15 protein-coding genes are annotated in these 17,720 nt (G+C 41.5%); 11 read left to right on the top strand and 4 right to left on the bottom strand.

Annotated elements, in window-relative coordinates; genetic code table 11:
• The first annotated feature begins 3 nt into the window (after positions 1-3).
• The 4 genes from EHS11_RS11080 to EHS11_RS11065 all read left to right on the top strand — a co-directional run bounded on the left by EHS11_RS11080 (position 4) and on the right by EHS11_RS11065 (position 5,850).
• Positions 4-684 (top strand): hypothetical protein, encoded by a 681-nt coding sequence (locus EHS11_RS11080; RefSeq protein WP_135764478.1) that lies wholly within the window; start codon positions 4-6, stop codon positions 682-684.
• A 160-nt stretch (positions 685-844) separates the two neighbouring features.
• Entirely contained in the window at positions 845-2,707 is a 1,863-nt protein-coding gene (locus tag EHS11_RS11075) for an RCC1 domain-containing protein (protein WP_135764477.1), read from the top strand.
• A 241-nt stretch (positions 2,708-2,948) separates the two neighbouring features.
• Complete coding sequence (locus EHS11_RS11070; RefSeq protein WP_425460580.1) at positions 2,949-4,214, top strand: di-heme oxidoreductase family protein; 1,266 nt, start codon at positions 2,949-2,951, stop codon at positions 4,212-4,214.
• 64 nt (positions 4,215-4,278) lie between these two features.
• Positions 4,279-5,850: a HEAT repeat domain-containing protein gene (locus tag EHS11_RS11065; RefSeq protein WP_135764475.1), complete on the top strand. Its 1,572-nt coding sequence runs from the start codon at positions 4,279-4,281 to the stop codon at positions 5,848-5,850.
• Here EHS11_RS11065 and EHS11_RS11060 read toward each other — a convergent pair.
• Positions 5,840-6,355, bottom strand: a complete 516-nt coding sequence (locus EHS11_RS11060) for a hypothetical protein (RefSeq protein WP_135764474.1) — start codon at positions 6,353-6,355, stop codon at positions 5,840-5,842. The two genes, EHS11_RS11065 and EHS11_RS11060, sit on opposite strands and share 11 nt — an antisense overlap.
• Positions 6,355-6,801: a GTP-binding protein gene (locus tag EHS11_RS11055; protein WP_135764473.1), complete on the bottom strand. Its 447-nt coding sequence runs from the start codon at positions 6,799-6,801 to the stop codon at positions 6,355-6,357. Before EHS11_RS11055 ends, EHS11_RS11060 begins: the two co-directional genes overlap by 1 nt.
• Before the next feature lie 180 nt (positions 6,802-6,981).
• Between EHS11_RS11055 and EHS11_RS11050 the strand changes: the two genes are divergently transcribed.
• The 5 genes from EHS11_RS11050 to EHS11_RS11030 all read left to right on the top strand — a co-directional run bounded on the left by EHS11_RS11050 (position 6,982) and on the right by EHS11_RS11030 (position 13,856).
• Positions 6,982-8,514, top strand: a complete 1,533-nt coding sequence (locus EHS11_RS11050; RefSeq protein WP_135764472.1) for a methyl-accepting chemotaxis protein — start codon at positions 6,982-6,984, stop codon at positions 8,512-8,514.
• Positions 8,515-8,668: 154 nt separating this feature from the next.
• Positions 8,669-10,426 (top strand): acyl-CoA dehydrogenase family protein, encoded by a 1,758-nt coding sequence (locus EHS11_RS11045; protein ID WP_135764471.1) that lies wholly within the window; start codon positions 8,669-8,671, stop codon positions 10,424-10,426.
• A gap of 108 nt (positions 10,427-10,534) precedes the next feature.
• Positions 10,535-11,536 carry an amidohydrolase family protein gene (locus tag EHS11_RS11040; protein WP_425460579.1) on the top strand — a complete coding sequence of 334 codons (1,002 nt, stop codon included), beginning with the start codon at positions 10,535-10,537 and terminating at the stop codon, positions 11,534-11,536.
• 16 nt (positions 11,537-11,552) lie between these two features.
• Positions 11,553-12,641 (top strand): AraC family transcriptional regulator, encoded by a 1,089-nt coding sequence (locus EHS11_RS11035; protein WP_135764469.1) that lies wholly within the window; start codon positions 11,553-11,555, stop codon positions 12,639-12,641.
• Positions 12,642-12,728: 87 nt separating this feature from the next.
• Positions 12,729-13,856 carry a DJ-1/PfpI family protein gene (locus EHS11_RS11030; protein ID WP_135764468.1) on the top strand — a complete coding sequence of 376 codons (1,128 nt, stop codon included), beginning with the start codon at positions 12,729-12,731 and terminating at the stop codon, positions 13,854-13,856.
• Between the two features lie 47 nt (positions 13,857-13,903).
• Here EHS11_RS11030 and EHS11_RS11025 read toward each other — a convergent pair whose 3' ends face one another.
• Complete coding sequence (locus EHS11_RS11025) at positions 13,904-14,671, bottom strand: dioxygenase family protein (RefSeq protein ID WP_135764467.1); 768 nt, start codon at positions 14,669-14,671, stop codon at positions 13,904-13,906.
• Positions 14,672-14,837: 166 nt separating this feature from the next.
• Positions 14,838-15,416, bottom strand: coding sequence for a TetR/AcrR family transcriptional regulator (locus tag EHS11_RS11020; protein WP_135764466.1), 579 nt, complete (start codon positions 15,414-15,416; stop codon positions 14,838-14,840).
• A gap of 184 nt (positions 15,417-15,600) precedes the next feature.
• Here EHS11_RS11020 and EHS11_RS11015 point away from each other — a divergent pair, with 184 nt between their 5' ends.
• A complete protein-coding gene (locus tag EHS11_RS11015; protein ID WP_135764465.1) occupies positions 15,601-16,356 on the top strand; it encodes a hypothetical protein in 756 nt (251 codons plus the stop codon).
• A gap of 54 nt (positions 16,357-16,410) precedes the next feature.
• On the top strand, positions 16,411-17,709 hold the full coding sequence (locus tag EHS11_RS11010; RefSeq protein ID WP_246047789.1) for a TonB-dependent receptor: 1,299 nt from the start codon (positions 16,411-16,413) through the stop codon (positions 17,707-17,709).
• Positions 17,710-17,720: the final 11 nt, after the last annotated feature.

The raw sequence follows: 17,720 nt of genomic DNA, 5'->3' as shown, positions 1-17,720 counted from the left end.
ATTATGAAAAAGCGGTATAAACTGATTTTGGGAGGGTTTGGACTTATGGTCCTTGCCCTTGCCTTATCTTTGGTATTTTTAAATGACGGAGATTCGAACAGTTCCAAAAAGAATTTGGGAATGGATGAATCGGATCCATCTTTTGAAACTTCCGCAAAACATCTATTTGATGATCCTGAGTTTGCGGATGCTCCTTACCCGGAGGATGACGAACTCAGTCAGGCAGAAAAACTTTGGCCTTTCGCTTTGGAGAAAAAACCGGACAGAAAGGAAAAAGTAAAAGAAGAGTGGAGGGATTTTGCGGCGAAATACCCTAAAAATTTCTATATCCCGAAAGAAATCCGCCCTCCCAGAACGGAAGCAGAAGAACAACAAGCACAGGAATTGTTGGAAGACTTCACCGCAATGGATGCTAGTTTTGCCAGTTTCATTTCTAAGAACAAATGGTCGGAACCAGGTAACAATCCTCCTTCTGCCGGACCGGAAAGACCCGCTCCCGCAAAACAGAGAGCTTACTTTGACTATAAAATCTACGAATTGGAATCACGTATTCAAATGATTGAATATTGGATGGAAAACCAAGCATCTGCAACGGAAAAAGTGAACGCCGATAAAGACTTGAAAGTGTGGAGAAAAGAACTTTCTTCCCTGCAAGAAGTTAGAAGCCAAGTTCCTCAAACATAAAAAATAGTCCCTCGGGCCCGAAGATTCACTTCGGGCTTTTTGTTTCTTACCACTTCCTGGAAATCATTTCATCGCTCAAAACTTGACAAATTTAGGCTTATTATAATTTATTGATACTGAGACTTAAACTCAGTATCATATTAGTCCGAGAGGTGAATTAATGGGAAAAATCAATCGATTCTCAGTCCTGACCGTCTTTCTTTTGGGAATCTGTTCTTTATCGTTTTGTAAAGAAGATCCATCAGGAATCAATTTTGGAATCTTAGGGATTTTATCCGGGGGAGAGACGTCGTTTGGAGTCACCGGGGTTCTTAAGGATTCTTCCGGCAATCCTCTCTCGGGAGCATCTCTGTCTTTTGCAGAAGGAAATACTTCCGTGCGCAGTGTTTCTGCTAAAGCCGATGCCACGACAGATGAGAGTGGTATTTGGAAATTGGACTTGCAGGAAGGTACATTTCATTTGTATGTCCTTTCCAAGGAAGGAGCCTCCCTAGGTAGTTTTAAAATTGCAACTTCGGCGGGTACAACTCCTGTTATATTCAATGTATCCGTCGCTACTCCCGGTTCCTTTGAAGTTTCTATCATAACAAGTACGGAAGCAAATAATGCAAACGGAGGATCCAGTTTTTCAATTCTTTCTCCCTTGGCCGGAAAACAACTGTTTGTTTATCAGGTTGATCTGTCTATTTCTTCCAAAGAAAAAGGTCTTTATCAGATTTATTTGAATAACTCCAAAAAATTAACTCTAAGTTCGGCTTCTGCAGATCTTGCCACTTTATCCGGCTCCATCAAACCTGTCATCGGGCAAAATACCCTTAGGGTAAGTTTTATCGGTCAAACGGGAACTTATGTTACCAAATCAATTTCCTTTTATTTTGGAAATCGCACTACGGGCGGGGGGTCTCATTCAGGGTTTGTAAAAAACGGATCATTGTACACTTGGGGACGAAATAACAAAGGTCAGTTGGGGCAAGGTATTTCTACCGGCGACAATTCCAATTCGACGATTACAAAATTATCTACGATCGGTGATGTCGCTTCCATTTCTTTCAACCAAAACAATTCCCTTGCCATCAAAACAGACGGCACTGTTTGGGCCTGGGGGGCAAATGCGCAAGGTCAATTGGGACAGGGAGATAATCTCGAATTGGAAACATCCGCTTCCGCGGCGGGTCCAAGACATCCTCCTCGTGTAGTTCCCGGAATTTCAAATGCAGTGATGGGATCATTCGGGTTCAATCATGCAGTTGTTTTGAAATCGGACGGATCGGTCGTTGCTTTTGGACAAAATAACGTAGGTCAGTTGGGAAACGGTGCCACAGGATTAACTTCTGCCAGTTATTCGGCAAGTCCCGTGGATGTAATCGGATTGCCAAGCGACGTGATCCAGGTGATTGCGGGTTCCCAGCACTCTGCTGCTCTAACAGCCACAGGTGACGTTTATGTTTGGGGTAGAAATCAGTATGGAAATTTAGGAGACGGAGTGATCGGGACCTCTACGGCAGTTACTTCCACTCCTAAAAAAGTCGCGACTCTGGGCGGAATCAAACATATTGCAAACGGTAGAGACCATTTGCTTGCTTTGAAGTCCGATGGAAATGTTTATTCCTGGGGATTGGGGGCAAGCGGACAATTGGGACTGGGTGGTTCCGGGTCACCAGCTGATGTAGCTACTCCTTCACTCGTCGGAAATATTTCCAGTGTAACATCTGTTTGGGCAAATGGAACTCAAAGTTTTGCCATACTTTCCGACGGAACTGTGAAAGGATGGGGTGCCAATTCCACCACCGCCAACTTGGGAATCGGAAACACAACCACTGCCAAGGTTTACGAACCTTCGGATGCAGTGATCGGAATTAGAAATATAGTTTCTTTCGGTTGCGGAGCAACCCATAATTTTTCCATGTTAAGCGACGGATCACTGTACGGATGGGGGTGGAATTTCAAAGGCTCTTTGGGACGGCCTGATTTGCAAGAATCCTGGGGAGCCGCAACGCCGGTTCTTGTTACTCTTCCCGATTGAAAAGTTTGATTGAATGTATATTTATCCTCTTTTAAAGAACGTATGTCGGCTGTACGTTCTTTGTTTTTTTTTGCACTGTTCCGATCCACGAATTTCCCTTTGTAAGGGAGGAGGAGTTTGTTCCGTCTTACCGGGATTAAATGAAAATTCCTCCGGATCTTCCGATTCTACAATAGAACGTTTGTTAGATACGGTTCCTTGGGAATATGAAGACGGAGAAGAGTTATCCGCCGGTAAAACCATGACGAGCATGGAACTTGGCGAGAGAGCTTTTTTACAATTCGGTCCTAATTCCAAACTTTCAGTAATATCCGAATTTACTATCGGTCAGTCAGTATTTGATGTTCCCTGGACCCCGGGTGTTTCCGCAAGCCTTCCGGATAGAGACGGACTGGGTCCTATTTTTCACAGGGATTCCTGTTTGGGGTGCCACGAAAAGAACGGAAGGACCTTTGATCCTGACGGAACCAGGTTGATTTCCAGCTTGGTTCGGTTAGGCGTTGGGAGCGGGGGAAATAATGCTGAAGCGAATTACGGAAACCAGTTGCAACCGAACGGAGTCGGTGGAGTTTCTGCAGAAGGAAATGTGATCCTTGGATACGATACGATTGTCGGAAATTTCGGAGACGGTACAGGTTATACCCTTCGGTCGCCTAAGATTGTTTTTTCGGGTTTGAATTACGGAGGACTTGCCTCTGATCTTAAAACATCAGTTAGGATGACACAGCAGGTGATCGGTCTTGGACTTTTGGAATCCGTTTCGGAGGATACCATTTTGGGTTTTGCGGATCCTAATGATAAAGATAAAAACGGAATTTCGGGAAGACCGAATTATATCAAGGACCTTTCCGGTTCCGGCAAAAGTCTGGGTAGGTTCGGCTGGAAGGCAAATGCTCCCAGTTTAAAAAGACAAAATTCCGCTGCATTTCTAGGAGACTTGGGAATTACAAACCCCATGTTCCCCAGTCAAAATTGTACATCGACCCAAACTCAATGCAATTCTGCAACAAACGGAGGTTCACTGGAAGTGTCCGAAGCAAAAGTCGTTGCAATCACCAAATATATGCAGTTAGTTGCCGTTCCTATACGCAGAAAGGCTTATTATGGAAATATTCTGGAAGGAAAAAGGATGTTTCATTGGGCGGGTTGCGCCAATTGTCATGTTCCGAAAATGAAGACTGCTCCTACGGCTTCTTTTCAACAACTTGCTTCTCAAACCATTCGCCCATTTACGGATCTTTTATTGCATGATATGGGAGAAGGGCTTGCCGATGGAAAAGAAGACGGAGAAGCGAACGGAAATGAATGGAGGACTGCTCCTCTCTGGGGGATAGGATTATTGGAAACCGTTCACGGGGAAGCAAGATACTTGCATGATGGAAGGGCAAGAACCTTGATGGAAGCTATTTTATGGCATGGAGGTGAGGCGGAAAAAAGCAAAAATTTCGTGAAGAACTTAAATCAGGATTTAAGAGATTATCTGATCGAATATCTGGAGAGTTTATAATCAGTCGGATTTTGATATTGAGGTTTACACTTTTTCTCAAATTGATAAATATATACAGAAAATTATGCACCTATCCAAATACTGTTTTATCATCATTTTTTTTCTAAGTACATTCGTTTTTCAATGCGGAGAAAAAGACCAAGTCCAACCAAAACCTGTAGTAGAGGATGAAGTGGAAGAAGAAATACCAACGGCAAAATTACTGCAAGATTTGGATTCCGATGACGTATTTTTACGCTCTCAAGCTACGATTCAATTGGGCAGCAGACAGATTAAAGAAAGCATTCCCAAACTGAAAAAACTTCTCATCGACAAAGAGCCTGGTGTTCGGGCCGGGGCCGCGATTGCTTTGGGTGATCTTCAGGAAAGATCGGCTACACAAGCGATTGTTAGGTTGCTTGAATCCGATAAAGAAAACCCGAAAGACGTGTATCTGGATGCATTGGGAAGATTGAAAGATCCTTCCGCGGGAAAACAAATCATTTTTCTTTTGGATTCGGAAGATCCTACTCTTAGATTGCAAACGATAGAAGCTTTGGTTCTCATAGATGCAAAAGACCAAGGAGCTTCCATCTTAAAGATGGCCTTAAAAAATAAGAACAGGGAAAAAGACAAAACTTACGCCATGGCTCTCGGTAAATTAGGCCACAAGGAATCGGAAGATTATCTTTTGGACCTGACCAAAACATTGGACGGATCCACCACGCTTGCTGCCGCCTATTTGGCGTTAGGTAGAATCGGTGCGAAAAAAGCGGTGCCTACTCTTGCAAAGGCGTTGGATCTTTCCTTTTCCAAGGGAAAAGAAAACGCGTCCGTTTCTCTCGTTCAAATCGGAGATCCGAAGACGATTGATTTGGTTTTTCCACTTCTTGAATCCAAAACGGAAGAAACGCAAATGTATGTAACGGATGTTTTGTCAGGTATTCCTTCGTTGGAAGCGGGAAAACGTGCTCTGGCATTATTGAATTCTGATAAAAAATCAACCTGGGGCAATGCTGCGAAAATCGCAGGCCGCCAAAAATACGCCCCCGCTCGGGAAAAATTGGAAAGTCTGCTTGTTCTTGATTCAACGCCTAATAGGGATTCGTTTGCGGAAGCTTTGGGTTGGATTGGAGACAAGGCATCTATCCCTGTACTTCGTAAGGTTTTACTGTCCGGTGCGAAAGAAGGTCCTTACGGATCCGCATGGGCACTTGGTGTGATGGGTGCGAGAGAAGCAGTAGGGGATCTGATCACCGCAACAAACAGTTCGGATGGGAAACTGGTATCTTATGCTTTGGAAGCGCTCGGTTCAATCCGCGATGAGAGCGCCTTACCTACATTAATTAGACTCCTCAAAAACAGACCGCAGATGGCTCCGCAAGTATTATCTGCCGTATCACAACTCCAAAGCCGGGAAGCGAGACAGGTCATTGAAGATGCTACAAACTCAAATGACCCGAATGTTTATCGTCCGGCAATGGAAGAATTGGCCAGACGAAAGGACAAACTCTCCCTTCCTGTTCTGTTTGAACATGTGAACGGATCCGAAGCGGAAAAAAGAAAGCTCTCTTATTATGCTTTAGCAGCCATTACAGGAGAGCATTTCAGAACGAAAAAGGAATGGAATGATTGGAGAACCAAAACTAAGAACTGATCGAATCCAAAAGCTTTTTGATATTGGGGATTCCATACTGTTGTCTGGGGATCATTGATTGGATTAAATAGCCGTTTTGAAAGGCAAATAATCCATGAGCGATCCTCGGAGAACCTTTGACACCAACACCGAAAAATTCCTTAAAACTATTTATATCCGTTGTGTCTGCAAATTTCAAACTGAAACCTTTTGCTTTCAGAAACGGATGTAGATTTTTTACCTCTTCCCAATGATCGGCACAGTCACAAGCGATATGGACGATTTTTGCATTTATCTTTCTTATCGCTAATTCCTGCTCCAGGTTTAAAATTTGCGCTGAACATTCATTAGATTTTATTTTTGGCAAAGTGGATACTATGACGAGACCGGCTTTCAGTTGATCGGGCGTGAAAGGTATTTTTGTATTATAGGCTGCTGGCAAACGGAAATTCTTTTTTATCCATTCTCCTTGTTTGGGTTGTTTGCCCAAAAGTTCGATCGGTTTGTCTCCTAAAAAAACTTTCATTAGGCGACCTCGGCTTCGTTCGATCCGTCGGACAGGATTTCATCCCAATCGGGAAAAGGATATTCCAGACTTTTCCAATACTCCGGTCCTAGTTTCATTTCCGCAAGGTCTATCGCTGCCCACCAGTACCCTTCCGGATGTTGTTCTCCTCTCAGTTCCTTTAGCCAAAGAGGAGATTCTGTCGCCTTGTCAAAGTTAAATTTCTTTGTGTCCAGTAATTTCTCCAATGAGACTTTACTGAAATCGGTAGGAATTGCTTCCGCATCCGCATTCAGACTTTTTAAAATAGATAAAAATTTTGTTTGTTCTGCCGGTTTTAATATAGACCATTTGTTTGCGATGACTGCTACTTTTTTACCTTCCCGGTTGTGAAGGATGTGGTTTAAAAGAGTGGTTTTACCCGCTCCTAAAAAACCGGAGAGAACAGTGACTGGTATTTTTTTCATGACTGATTCCTGTGTGTGCAATTATGTTGCAAATGCAATTAGATTGCACTATTGGATTTTCGGAATATCTGTCAAACAAAAAAATGCAACATAGTTGCGTTTGTTATCTTGAACCAAAAGTATCTACGAATAGGCTAAATTGGTTTGTCAGAATCATCTTCGGAAGGGGTAATTGACTAGATGGACAATTACTCCCTTCAGCCCGCAAAAACGATCAATTCCATTCGAATTTTCTTATTTATTAATTTTACTTTAGGTATTATCGGAACCTATTCTACTCTCGATCGCACTCAATCAACCATCATGATTATCGGCGCGGCCATTTATGGGATCAGCTCCGGGATTCAGGCTTTTTTATTTAAAAAAGGTTTGGATCCTAAACCATTTTATTTTGTGTTATGCGACGTATTTGTCACAGGAATGAATACCATCCTTCAGGCAAATATCAATGAGGATATTGCTGCAGGTTCTATCAAACTTGGGATCAATTATACGATCAGTTTTTTTTTGATACTTTATTCGGGGTTCCTTTTTTCCTGGCGCCAAACAGTCGTTGTAGGTGCTTTGCTCTCGATCATAAATCTGGTTACTTTGTATGTTGCTTATTTAAGCGGAGTGGAATTTATCGATAGTACAGATCCTCATAAATTTCCTTTTGCTTTGTCAACTTCCATTGAAGTAGTAAAACTTACATTTTTACTTATGGCAACATTTGCGACAGGCAAGATGGTAAGTCTGCTTGTCAAAACCAGGGACGAAGCTATGGAAGGAAAACGTATTGCCGATGAGCATGCGTTAATTGTAGATAAACAAAAGGGAAATATGCAGGAAACGGCTGTAAAACTCAACGAATCCGTCTCAGCTTTGAAAATCTTTACGGAAGATTTGAATTCCCAGATCCAAACGCAAGCCACATCCATCGAAGAGATCAGTGCTTCTCTCACTCAGATTTCCCAAGCGACGGAAAGTTCCGCATATTTTGTACGGGATCAATATCAAAAAATTGAAAAACTGAATGAAGAAAGTTACAATTTGGAAAAATTGGTGAGTGAAATCCGTTTGGAAATCACGGAGATTTCCAAACAAATCAATCAATCAACTAACTTCAGTAATGAGGTTTCGACTTCTATGTCATCATTGAATTCCGCTTTGGATGAAGTAAAACAGTCTTTTATGAAAGTGGAAGAAGTAAATCAAATCATGAAAGAAATTGCCGATCGAACAAATCTGCTTTCTCTGAATGCTTCCATTGAAGCCGCACGCGCAGGAGAACATGGAAGGGGATTTGCCGTGGTCGCGCAGGAAGTGGGAAAATTGGCGGACAATTCCGCTACGAATGCAAGTATCATCTCCAAAACGATTCAAAAATCAAGATCAGATTTGGAAAACGGAAACAAGTCAGCGAGTATTGCTTCGGAGATGGCGACTAACCAGGAAAAGGAGCTTATTGCGATTGAAACCAGCGTTAAAGTATTTCACGAAAAAATCGAAGAGATGCAAAATATCAACGCGAGGGTTGTTTCTTCGCAAAGAGAATTGAAAGATCTTTCTTCTCAGTTGGAGACTATTGCAACGGAACAAAGTATTGGAAATAAAGAAGTCACTCGCGCTGCGCAGAGCATTGAAGATGCAGTGCAAGTGGTTGCGGAAAATACAAGACTTCTCCAAGACCAAATCGGAGAGATTGCGAAGCAGGCGGAAAAAATCAGGTAAAGAATTAGTTAGTGAACAGTCGTTTTCTCAGTTATTTTACTACTTCGCCCCGGTGCCGGTTCTTGGTCCGGAAAATCCTTAAGAAAAATATTTGTGGTTCTCGGGCTATCCCTTATAATTGATCTGGAACTACTTCTAGTTCGGAGATCCCTACATGATATCAAATAATTATTTTTCTGATAATGAAGATTTAAAAGATCATTTCGATTCCCTCACCGATTGGAAGGAAATCGTGGATTCATATGAAGAAAATTTTACAGACTACGCACTTTATCAAAAAACAAGCCAAGAAGAACTCGCTTATGCTCCCGGAAATTATGAAGACGCGATTGAATTTTATCGTTCTACTTTAGAAGCAGGCGGAGATATCGCAGGTAAAGATGTCTCTCAAGTCGCCAAACAAATGGATGAAGTGGGACTCAAATACAAAGACGGAAAGGTTACCTTTCCCAAAGAAATGATCGATGTGATTAATAAAATCAAATCGGCAGGTCTACTTCCTTACGGGATTCACCGTCATTACGGTGGGATAGGGCTTCCTTCCGTCGTACAATCCATGTTATCCGAATCAGTTTCCCGCGCAGACGGCGGACTTGCGATTACACTCGGTTGCATGAACCTTGCGGAAACTGTAGAAAGATTCGGAACGGAAGAGATGATCCATGAATTCGTTCCCAAGATGGCTGCAGGAGAACTTTGCGGTGCCATGGCATTGACTGAACCGAACTACGGATCCGACCTTCCCAATTTACAAACCAAAGCGGTGAAAGGAGAAGACGGTGTTTGGAAAATCACAGGAACCAAACGATTCATCACTCATGCTTGCGGTTTTGATACTATGCCTTCCATCATTTTGACTTTAGCAAGAACGGGATCTACGACCAGCGGTGCCCGCGGTCTTTCTTTCTTTTTGGTTCATTCCAAAGATATCTTCGTAGCATCCATTGAAAAGAAAATGGGACTTCATTGTTCTCCTACCTGCGAAGTTGTTTTTGAAAACAGCCCTGGGATTTTGATCGGGGACGAAGGCAAAGGTCTTGTTAAGTATTCCATGGCAATGATGAATCAGGCGCGTTTGAATATTGCAGCACAAGCAATGGGAATTGCAACCGCAGCGTATTTTGAAGGCCGTAAGTATGCCACCGAACGGGTGCAATTCGGTAAGACCATCGATCAAATCCCTGCTGTGAAAAAAATGTTGGATCGTATGGAAAGAGAAATTGCTGGAATGCGTTGTATTTTATACGAAGCAAGCCGCTCTGTTGACCTTTATCGTTGGAAAGAAGAACGAGGTCGTATGAATGGAATTCCTGAAAAGGAAATCCGCAAAGACGAAACCTTCAAACGATGGGAAAAATTGGCATCTCTACTTACCCCTCTTTCCAAATATTATATCACTGAACTCGCCAACGTAGTTGCTTCCGATGCTTTGCAAATTCACGGCGGTTCCGGTTATACGGAAGATTATGATGTTGCAAGAATCTATCGTGATGTTCGAATTACAAATATCTACGAAGGTACGACTCAATTGCAAGTGGTTGCCTGCATAGGAAGTATTGTTGCGGGTATGACAGAAACTGGTATCTTCAGGGAATACATCAAAGACGAAATGTCCAAATTCAAAGTTTCCGACGAATTGAAAGAACTTTGGAGTCAGTTGGAAACAATCGTAAGTGAATTTGCCGAGATCGGAACAGGAACTCTCAGAGAAGAGCTTGCTTTCGAAGTTGTTGAATCCGCAGCTCGCCTTTTGGTCAGTCTCTTATTGGAAAGAAGCGTTCCTCGCGCGAAAGTGGAAAGAAGAGCTTCCCGTAAGGCGCTCGCTCAGGATTATGTATTGGATAGTTCTGCGATTCTTCTCTCCAATCTAACAAAGATTAAAGGTAAGAAAAAGAGTCTCGCTGCAGTTTGATCTGATACGAATAAACCGCCAAACCCGATTCGTTTGGCGGTTTATATTGATTTGCAATCATCCTCCATTTTCAATATCTAAAAATCCATGGCAAATTCAAACCGCCAAATCCTTCCCTGTTACGCCTGTTTTGTGGAGAACCAGGGGGGATCTCATTCTGGTTTATCCGCCAATTCGGAAGAAAAAAGACTACTTTCTCCTTTTCGTTGGAAGGGAAATGATTTTCCACCGCTACTAGACGACAAAAATCCTCCTCACCTGGAAGAATTGAAAAAACTGAACATACCTTATGTTTTCGATATCCACTCCCATTTTTTTCCGGAGATCGTGTTGAAGTTGATCTGGAAGTGGTTTGATAAGGTGAATTGGGAGATTGCTTACCGATATAGCGAGGAAGAAAGAGTAAAGAGACTCCATTTAAACGAAATTAGGCGATTTACGACTTTGAATTATGCTCATAAACCGGGCATGGCGGAGTGGTTGAATGAGTGGACACATTCAAATTATCGGAATTGGGAGGGAGCTATTCCTTTCGGAACTTTTTATCCGGAGGAAGGTGTTGATCGTTATGTAAAACGCGCAGTGGAAGAATACGGTTTCAAAGGCTTTAAACTTCATTGTGAAGTTTCCAAACTCGACTTGAGCCGGAAGGAACTTGCAGAAGTATTTTCCTATTTGGAAAAACTTTCCATACCTCTTGTCATCCATACCGGAAATGCTCCCATGCCAGGAGAATTTACAGGTATCAAATATTTTTTACCTTTCATTCAAAGGTATCCCGACCTAAAAGTGATAGTTGCCCATATGGGAGCTAGAGAAATTTTCGACTACTCGGAGTTAATCGATACTTATCCCAATTTGTATTTGGATACCACGATGGTGTTTGTTGATTTTCTTGCCACGGGGGAAGACGCTGATGATTCGATTCCTCTTCTTGAAAAATACCAGGATAGGATTTTTTTCGGATCTGATTTTCCCAATATTCCTTACAATCTTTCTCATCCCATTATGAGAATCTTGGAAACGAATATCAGCGATGAAGCGAAAAGAAAAATTCTTTGGAAGAACGGTGAAAATCTGTTTCATTCGGATTTGGTAAAAACGTTGTGACTAAAGGAAGTGCAGAATGTTCGTAAACGGGAAGGCCTGGACTGCTTCGGATGCATTCATTGCCTTTGAGTTGGCAGGGACCTTTTTTTCCATTGCAATAGGTTTGGGTTTTTTCTTTCAGTCCCATCTCCGTAAAAACAGTTTGCCAGCGTTATTATTTTGTTTGGTGGCGTTGCCTCAATTGAGTGTTTCGATGGAATTGCTCGGATTTTACGAACGTTTTCCCGGTACGGGCTTATTGCTTCCTCCTTTCTATATTTTTCTCGGACCATTGACTTATGCTTATTTTCACCAGATACTCGGTCAGGAGTTCCTTTGGAAAAAGAGTCACCTTTATCATATACTTCCTTTCGGACTTGCTTATGCAGTATTAGTTCCCGTTTACGGGCAACCCCATGATTTTTCCCATATACATGTTTGGTTGGACATTGTGCTTGTATTGATCATGCTTTATGTATTGGTATTTCTTTTTCTAACATTACTTGATTTATGGGTTTTGTTGAAAACAAGCATATTGCCGTTTCCCGGTATTTATCGCCTAACTATGTTGTATGTTTTTGTGGCCATTGTTGATGTGGGATTTCTGATTTGGTATCAGCTTGAAAAGTCGGAAGTGGGGATGGTTCTTTCTTTCGGGTTACTTACCGTTCTTTCCGTTTTTATTTTTTGGGGAATGCAGTTATATCCGGATTATCTGGAAATAATGCGAAAAGAGGCAGCTAGGGGGCGTTATGCGAAATCGAGATTAACGGGGATCGACTCTGCCGATATAATCAACAGAATCCGCGAATTGATGGATATGGAACATCTTTATGCGGATGAGGATTTGAGTTTGGGAAGGATGGCGGAATCTCTCGATATCCATCCCCATCAGCTTTCCGAAATTTTAAACAACCACTTAAGCTTGAGTTTCAATAACTTTATAAACAGACATCGAATCACCGCAGCTTGTCGGCTTCTTACGGAAGAACCGAATCGGCCCATACTTTCCATTTTAGGTGCCGTAGGATTTAATTCAAAATCTTCCTTTCATTCCGAATTTCTTAAGATAACCGGAACCACACCTACTGCCTATCGCAAAAAAGCAATAAGTCCTGACGTATAATTCCATACTTCTTTCCGTATGAAACAGGACGACAGAAGTCCCGCAGTCGGTCATACTTTTACATAAGTTTTAACTTACGGAGAAGTTATGTTATTCGAATCCCATCTTGGATCACGAAGGTTACCGGTTTTCCCGTTTGCCTTGATTTCATTTTTATTTGCCTTTGGTTGTGCGCAACTGCAAGGCTTCAACAAAGTTGATATTATGGACGTTTCGGTCTTAAGTCAAAAATCATACAAGGTAAACCATGATCCTTCCAAACACACAGTAGTCATTTTGGCTGATTCCGAAGGAACGGAGATAACGGACTTACTTGTCCCGTTTTCACTATTAAAACAATCAGGCTTCAATGTTTATATACTTTCGAACAAAAGATCACCTGTAATTCTTTGGAAAGGATTGGTAGTGTTGCCTCATTTTTTGGTAACTGAATTTCCTTATGAATACGATGCGGTCGTTGTTCCTTATCTGACTCATACGGAAGATCCGGCTCTTATCTCTTTTCTTTCGAAAACGGATAAGAAGATTCTTTCTGTTTGTGAAGGCGCACGACTCATCGGAAATACCGGAAAATTTAACGGTCGTAATATGACAACTCATGCTACTTCGATATTCGAACTGGAAGCAAAGTATCCTTGGATCAAATGGCAAAGAGGTAAAAAATATGAAACGGACGGCAATCTGACGAGCACCGCCGGGGTCGCTTCCAGTATTGAAGGATCGCTTTTTCTCATTCGGGAACTTGCCGGTGAAACTGCTTTGCAAAATACAATGAAAAATATCAATTACCCTTTTGCGACTCTCAGAAGGGATTATCCCGGTGAACCAGTTTCTTTTTCGGACAAATTTACCATCGCGAAGAAAGTTCTCTTCGACGACGATCCTAAGATCGCAATTGAGATTTATCAGGGTATCGATGAAATGAATTTAGCGCTCACGTTAGATGCTTGGGCGCGCACTTTCCCTTTGAAGATTGAAGCGGTAGCAAAAGGATTTGTGAAATCTAAAAATGGATTATTGCTATCGGGAGCACAGAATTATCTGGATCATGATTTACGGATTTGTCCGGGCCAATGCGATGAGAAAGCATTTTCAAAAAGAACGTTGCATGTTTCCGATAAAAAGGCTTTTTCATTGGATGCAAATCTGGAATTGATAAAAAAAGAATACGGCGAACGGTTTTCAAAAACAGTACGCCGTATGATTGATTACTAATGAAAAATTCCCATAAACAACGAACAAACGTTATTCGATTAAAGTTTTCATGTGGCAATTCCCAATTTGAAATTGGCAGTGAAGCCTGCAGTCGTAGTACCGCTTAGACAAGCGAGTTCCAAACTTAAATCGGTGCTGGAATTTCCGAAAATATTGTCTTTCGTATTTGTAACTGAGTTTTGCCCGTGAGTGGAATAACCGGAGGAACTGTTTACCGTTGTATTTGTACTTTCAGGGAAAGCGATTTGAGAAGTTGCAATTAAAGTAGATCCCGAATAAACCTGAACATGGATATGCGTTGCTCTGGAAGTATACCATCCCGGATAAATGGTTACGAATTTTACATTTCCGGAACTATCCGTAGTTTGAATCCCTCTTAAAAAAGTAAGAGAGGAATAATCTTTTGTACCTAAAATTCCCGGTTGCCCTGAATATTGAGAGTAATAACCGGATTGATCACAATGCCAAATATAAACGTTCAATCCTTCTATCGGACTACAGCTATTGTTTGTATTTAAAACAGAGATTGTCAAATCCAGTTGAATGCCTGTTCTATCTTCTCTTATGTCGGAACGAATGTAAGGACTGGAAGAGGACTTAAACGGATAGGGGCCGGTCGTTTCTTCCGGCACTTTTGCACAATTAGTTGAACAACTGGCGCTCGTACCTTCCGTAATCGTAGCTGAAGATCTGAGTAAAGCCAAAGCCCAATCGTTGTTATTGTCGGAGCTTGATTTAGAGCAATATAAGGTGGCAAAGCCTGCGGTGAGCGAGCTTGTTAACAGACCTTTCTTTAAAAAATCTTTTCGGTTCATTTCTTAATTTTTCCTTAAGTATAAGAATAAAGTATTATACCATTAACCTTGGAGATTGGAAAAGGTTCCTAAAAAACTTCCGAACAGTAAAAAATATTTCTTTGTTTTGATTCTCACCGGCCAACTTTGTTTATATGAGATTTTCTATAGTTATGCGGTATTTATTTCAGATTAATGATTTTAAGCTTATCTTCACCATTTTTTTTATTTTATCAATTTCCGTTTTAGTCTGAATCGTAACACGAAGCCCGTTCAATAGATTCATAAGAGATAGAGAGATTAACTCGGAATCCAATCCTTCAGGAATATTGATGCTACCGTCGGTGACGCCGATTTCAACCACGTCTTGAAGATTTTTTTTTGTCATCGTCAAACGTTCATTAGTAGCCTTTTGAACGTCCTGATCCGTATTTCCCTTTTCTAAAAGCAGATTGGTCATAAGGCAACCTACATAATTTGTCTTTTGCGAATCTTTCAGAATTTCCTGGAAAAAATCTTCGATCCTTTCTTTGCCATTCAATCTGGGGTTGTTCAGGATTTGACTTGCATTCGATAATTTTCCGAAACATTGAATGGATTTGGTTGCCATTGCTTTCTTGTCACCGAAGGCATTGTAAAGACTTTGTTTGCCAAGACCTGTTTCCTTGATGATCGTATTCAAAGAAGTTCCTTCGAAACCGTTGCGGGCAAAACTGTCTGCGATAATTTCGATCGCTTTGTCCGGATCAAATTGTTTCGGTTTCATAAAATTCTGTTTAAAAGTATTTGACTAAACGGTCAAATACTTTTTTACTATATAATGGAAAAAGACCGAAAAGTCAGTTGGCATAGAACTGTCTTAAAATTTATCTAAATAATACGCTGTTGCAAATAAAACAGTGTTGCAATTGCAACGCTGTTGCAAATATTTGGGCCAGGAGTATCTACAAATGAAAAAACTATCCATAATATCCTTATTAACATTGATTCTATTTGCTTTCAATTGTGCCGAATTTAAGAAGAAAAAAGACAACGACACTAGCGGACTTGCACTTCTTGTCTTAGCGGGATCGACTGCATGTCCTACTTCTTCAGTTTCCAGTCCGTCTAACGGCACGAGCTTCGACTTTACCCAGTGTAGCGGAGATGCAGCGGCGGCGTTGAAAATCGCCGGTTTTACAGTATCAAATGTGGTGCTTTCAGGCGGAGTTGTCGGAACGGGAACTTCAAGCACGATTGTTGCCGATTCTTCCCGACTTTCCAATTTCGGAGGAGAGAAAAAAGCAACGATCCAGCTTACTTACAATCTTTCCGCATCTGATTCGTATTTGGAAGTTGTGATGCCATCTACTACTAGTTTGGTGGGGCCGACTTTTCAACTGACTCCTACCGAAATCAAGAAAAAAAATGCCCTTGGCGCAACATCCGCATTAGGTGGGACGCCGGGACTTTGGGCATCCAGTCTAGCTCAGGATAAAACGCTTTGTATCGAAGTACATAATGAAAACGGAGCTCATATGTTCGGTTGGCAAGGTGCTTGCGCAAACGTGAACCGAGGGAGTTATGAATTTCAGGAAGAGTCCGTATCCGGATACGATTTTTCAGGAGATCGAGTTTCTTTCCGCCTGAACAAAGTAAATCTAAAATCAGTCATCATATACTCATCAACGATCGGCACTGCCGGTTTGGTAAGATCTTCAAACTAAATCCGGCATAGCAGTTTTATAGTGATTCCTTTCCGAAAATTCATTAGAGCAAGTGTGATTTTCACACTTGCTTTATTCTCTTATATTGCATTTGCCCAAACAAATAAATGGGAAAAGGAATTGGAGAACGATTCCGAAAAAAAAACATTAGAAGCCAAACAGTCGACTGATAAAGGAAATAATAATTGGGAAGATGATTTGGAAAAAGATCTGAAGGAACAGGAAAAACGGAGCAAGGGTTCTCAAGATTCCCGAGGCACTACCTCTCCCGTCAGTTCTAATAATCAGATCAACCGCTCCGCTCAAAACCTGATGATGGATGCTTCCGTTGCCATCGACATAGTGGGGGAGTGGGATAAAAACAAACCCAGAACTACGAATAATAAACTTGATGTCCGAACTGCGGAGTTCGGTTTTACAGGAGCCGTAGATCAGTGGTTACGCGGTAATTTTCTAGCGGCAGCTCATAATGAAAACGGAAAATACAATTTTGAAGTACACGAGGCTTGGATCCAGGCTCCTTTTTTGCCGTTCAATACGTCCGTAAAAGCGGGGCAGATGTTTATGGATATCGGCCGTCTCAATAAAATTCACTGGCATGATCGTCCTTTCATCACAACTCCTATCGTTCATGAAAAATTTATCGGACAGGAATCGACGATGGATACAGGTGCCGAATTCAGCATTCTTTTGCCTTGGAAATTCATTACTCAGGAGCTTGTTGTCGGTGCAACTAACGGAAAAAGATGGGGGCACGCACATTCGGAAGGGATTCAGAAAAACAATCCCATGGGATATTTCCATTTGAAAAATTTCTATTATTTCGGAAATAACTGGGGAACACAATTCGGTTTTTCCGGAGTAAGGTTTGAACCAACGACTGATAGAAGAAACCAAAGGTATCTTTACGGGTTTGACGGAGTTTTAAGATGGAGCCAGTCCAATTTGAAAGAAATCATGATTATGACCGAATTTTGGTACCAACAGGAAATTTTCCCGGAAAAAATAAATCTAACTACCTATGAAATTTCCAAACCTAATTCGCAAAACCAATGGGGTTATTATCTGTTTGCAGATTATAAATTTCATCAGCTTTGGTCTGTGGGAGGAAGATACGATTACTTTACGGATAAAAACTTAACGGGAAAAGACGGAAAATTCGCTCAAAACGCAATCGAATCGCAATCTTTGCAGGTTACGTTTCATAGTTCCGAATTCGGGAAAATTAGATTTTCGGTAGAAAGAAGATTCACTCAGGATTATTCGAAAGAAAACAACCAGGAACTAAGAGAGTTCAAAGCAAATATTCAAATGGTTGCGATCCTCGGTTCTCATCCAGCACATAGTTATTGATAAAGGGGCAT

Origin of the sequence: Leptospira ilyithenensis, assembly GCF_004771005.1 — a bacterium.
GTDB lineage: Bacteria > Spirochaetota > Leptospiria > Leptospirales > Leptospiraceae > Leptospira_A > Leptospira_A ilyithenensis.
This window is presented reverse-complemented; position numbering and strand designations above follow the sequence as displayed.

What these genes read in the sequence shown, in the direction of transcription:
- EHS11_RS11080 (WP_135764478.1), top strand. Translation starts at nt 4, where the DNA reads ATGAAAAAGCGGTATAAACTGATTTTGGGAGGGTTTGGACTTATGGTC.
- EHS11_RS11075 (WP_135764477.1), top strand. Translation starts at nt 845, where the DNA reads ATGGGAAAAATCAATCGATTCTCAGTCCTGACCGTCTTTCTTTTGGGA.
- EHS11_RS11070 (WP_425460580.1), top strand. Translation starts at nt 2,949, where the DNA reads ATGACGAGCATGGAACTTGGCGAGAGAGCTTTTTTACAATTCGGTCCT.
- EHS11_RS11065 (WP_135764475.1), top strand. Translation starts at nt 4,279, where the DNA reads ATGCACCTATCCAAATACTGTTTTATCATCATTTTTTTTCTAAGTACA.
- EHS11_RS11060 (WP_135764474.1), bottom strand. Translation starts at nt 6,355, where the DNA reads ATGAAAGTTTTTTTAGGAGACAAACCGATCGAACTTTTGGGCAAACAA.
- EHS11_RS11055 (WP_135764473.1), bottom strand. Translation starts at nt 6,801, where the DNA reads ATGAAAAAAATACCAGTCACTGTTCTCTCCGGTTTTTTAGGAGCGGGT.
- EHS11_RS11050 (WP_135764472.1), top strand. Translation starts at nt 6,982, where the DNA reads ATGGACAATTACTCCCTTCAGCCCGCAAAAACGATCAATTCCATTCGA.
- EHS11_RS11045 (WP_135764471.1), top strand. Translation starts at nt 8,669, where the DNA reads ATGATATCAAATAATTATTTTTCTGATAATGAAGATTTAAAAGATCAT.
- EHS11_RS11035 (WP_135764469.1), top strand. Translation starts at nt 11,553, where the DNA reads ATGTTCGTAAACGGGAAGGCCTGGACTGCTTCGGATGCATTCATTGCC.
- EHS11_RS11030 (WP_135764468.1), top strand. Translation starts at nt 12,729, where the DNA reads ATGTTATTCGAATCCCATCTTGGATCACGAAGGTTACCGGTTTTCCCG.
- EHS11_RS11025 (WP_135764467.1), bottom strand. Translation starts at nt 14,671, where the DNA reads ATGAACCGAAAAGATTTTTTAAAGAAAGGTCTGTTAACAAGCTCGCTC.
- EHS11_RS11020 (WP_135764466.1), bottom strand. Translation starts at nt 15,416, where the DNA reads ATGAAACCGAAACAATTTGATCCGGACAAAGCGATCGAAATTATCGCA.
- EHS11_RS11015 (WP_135764465.1), top strand. Translation starts at nt 15,601, where the DNA reads ATGAAAAAACTATCCATAATATCCTTATTAACATTGATTCTATTTGCT.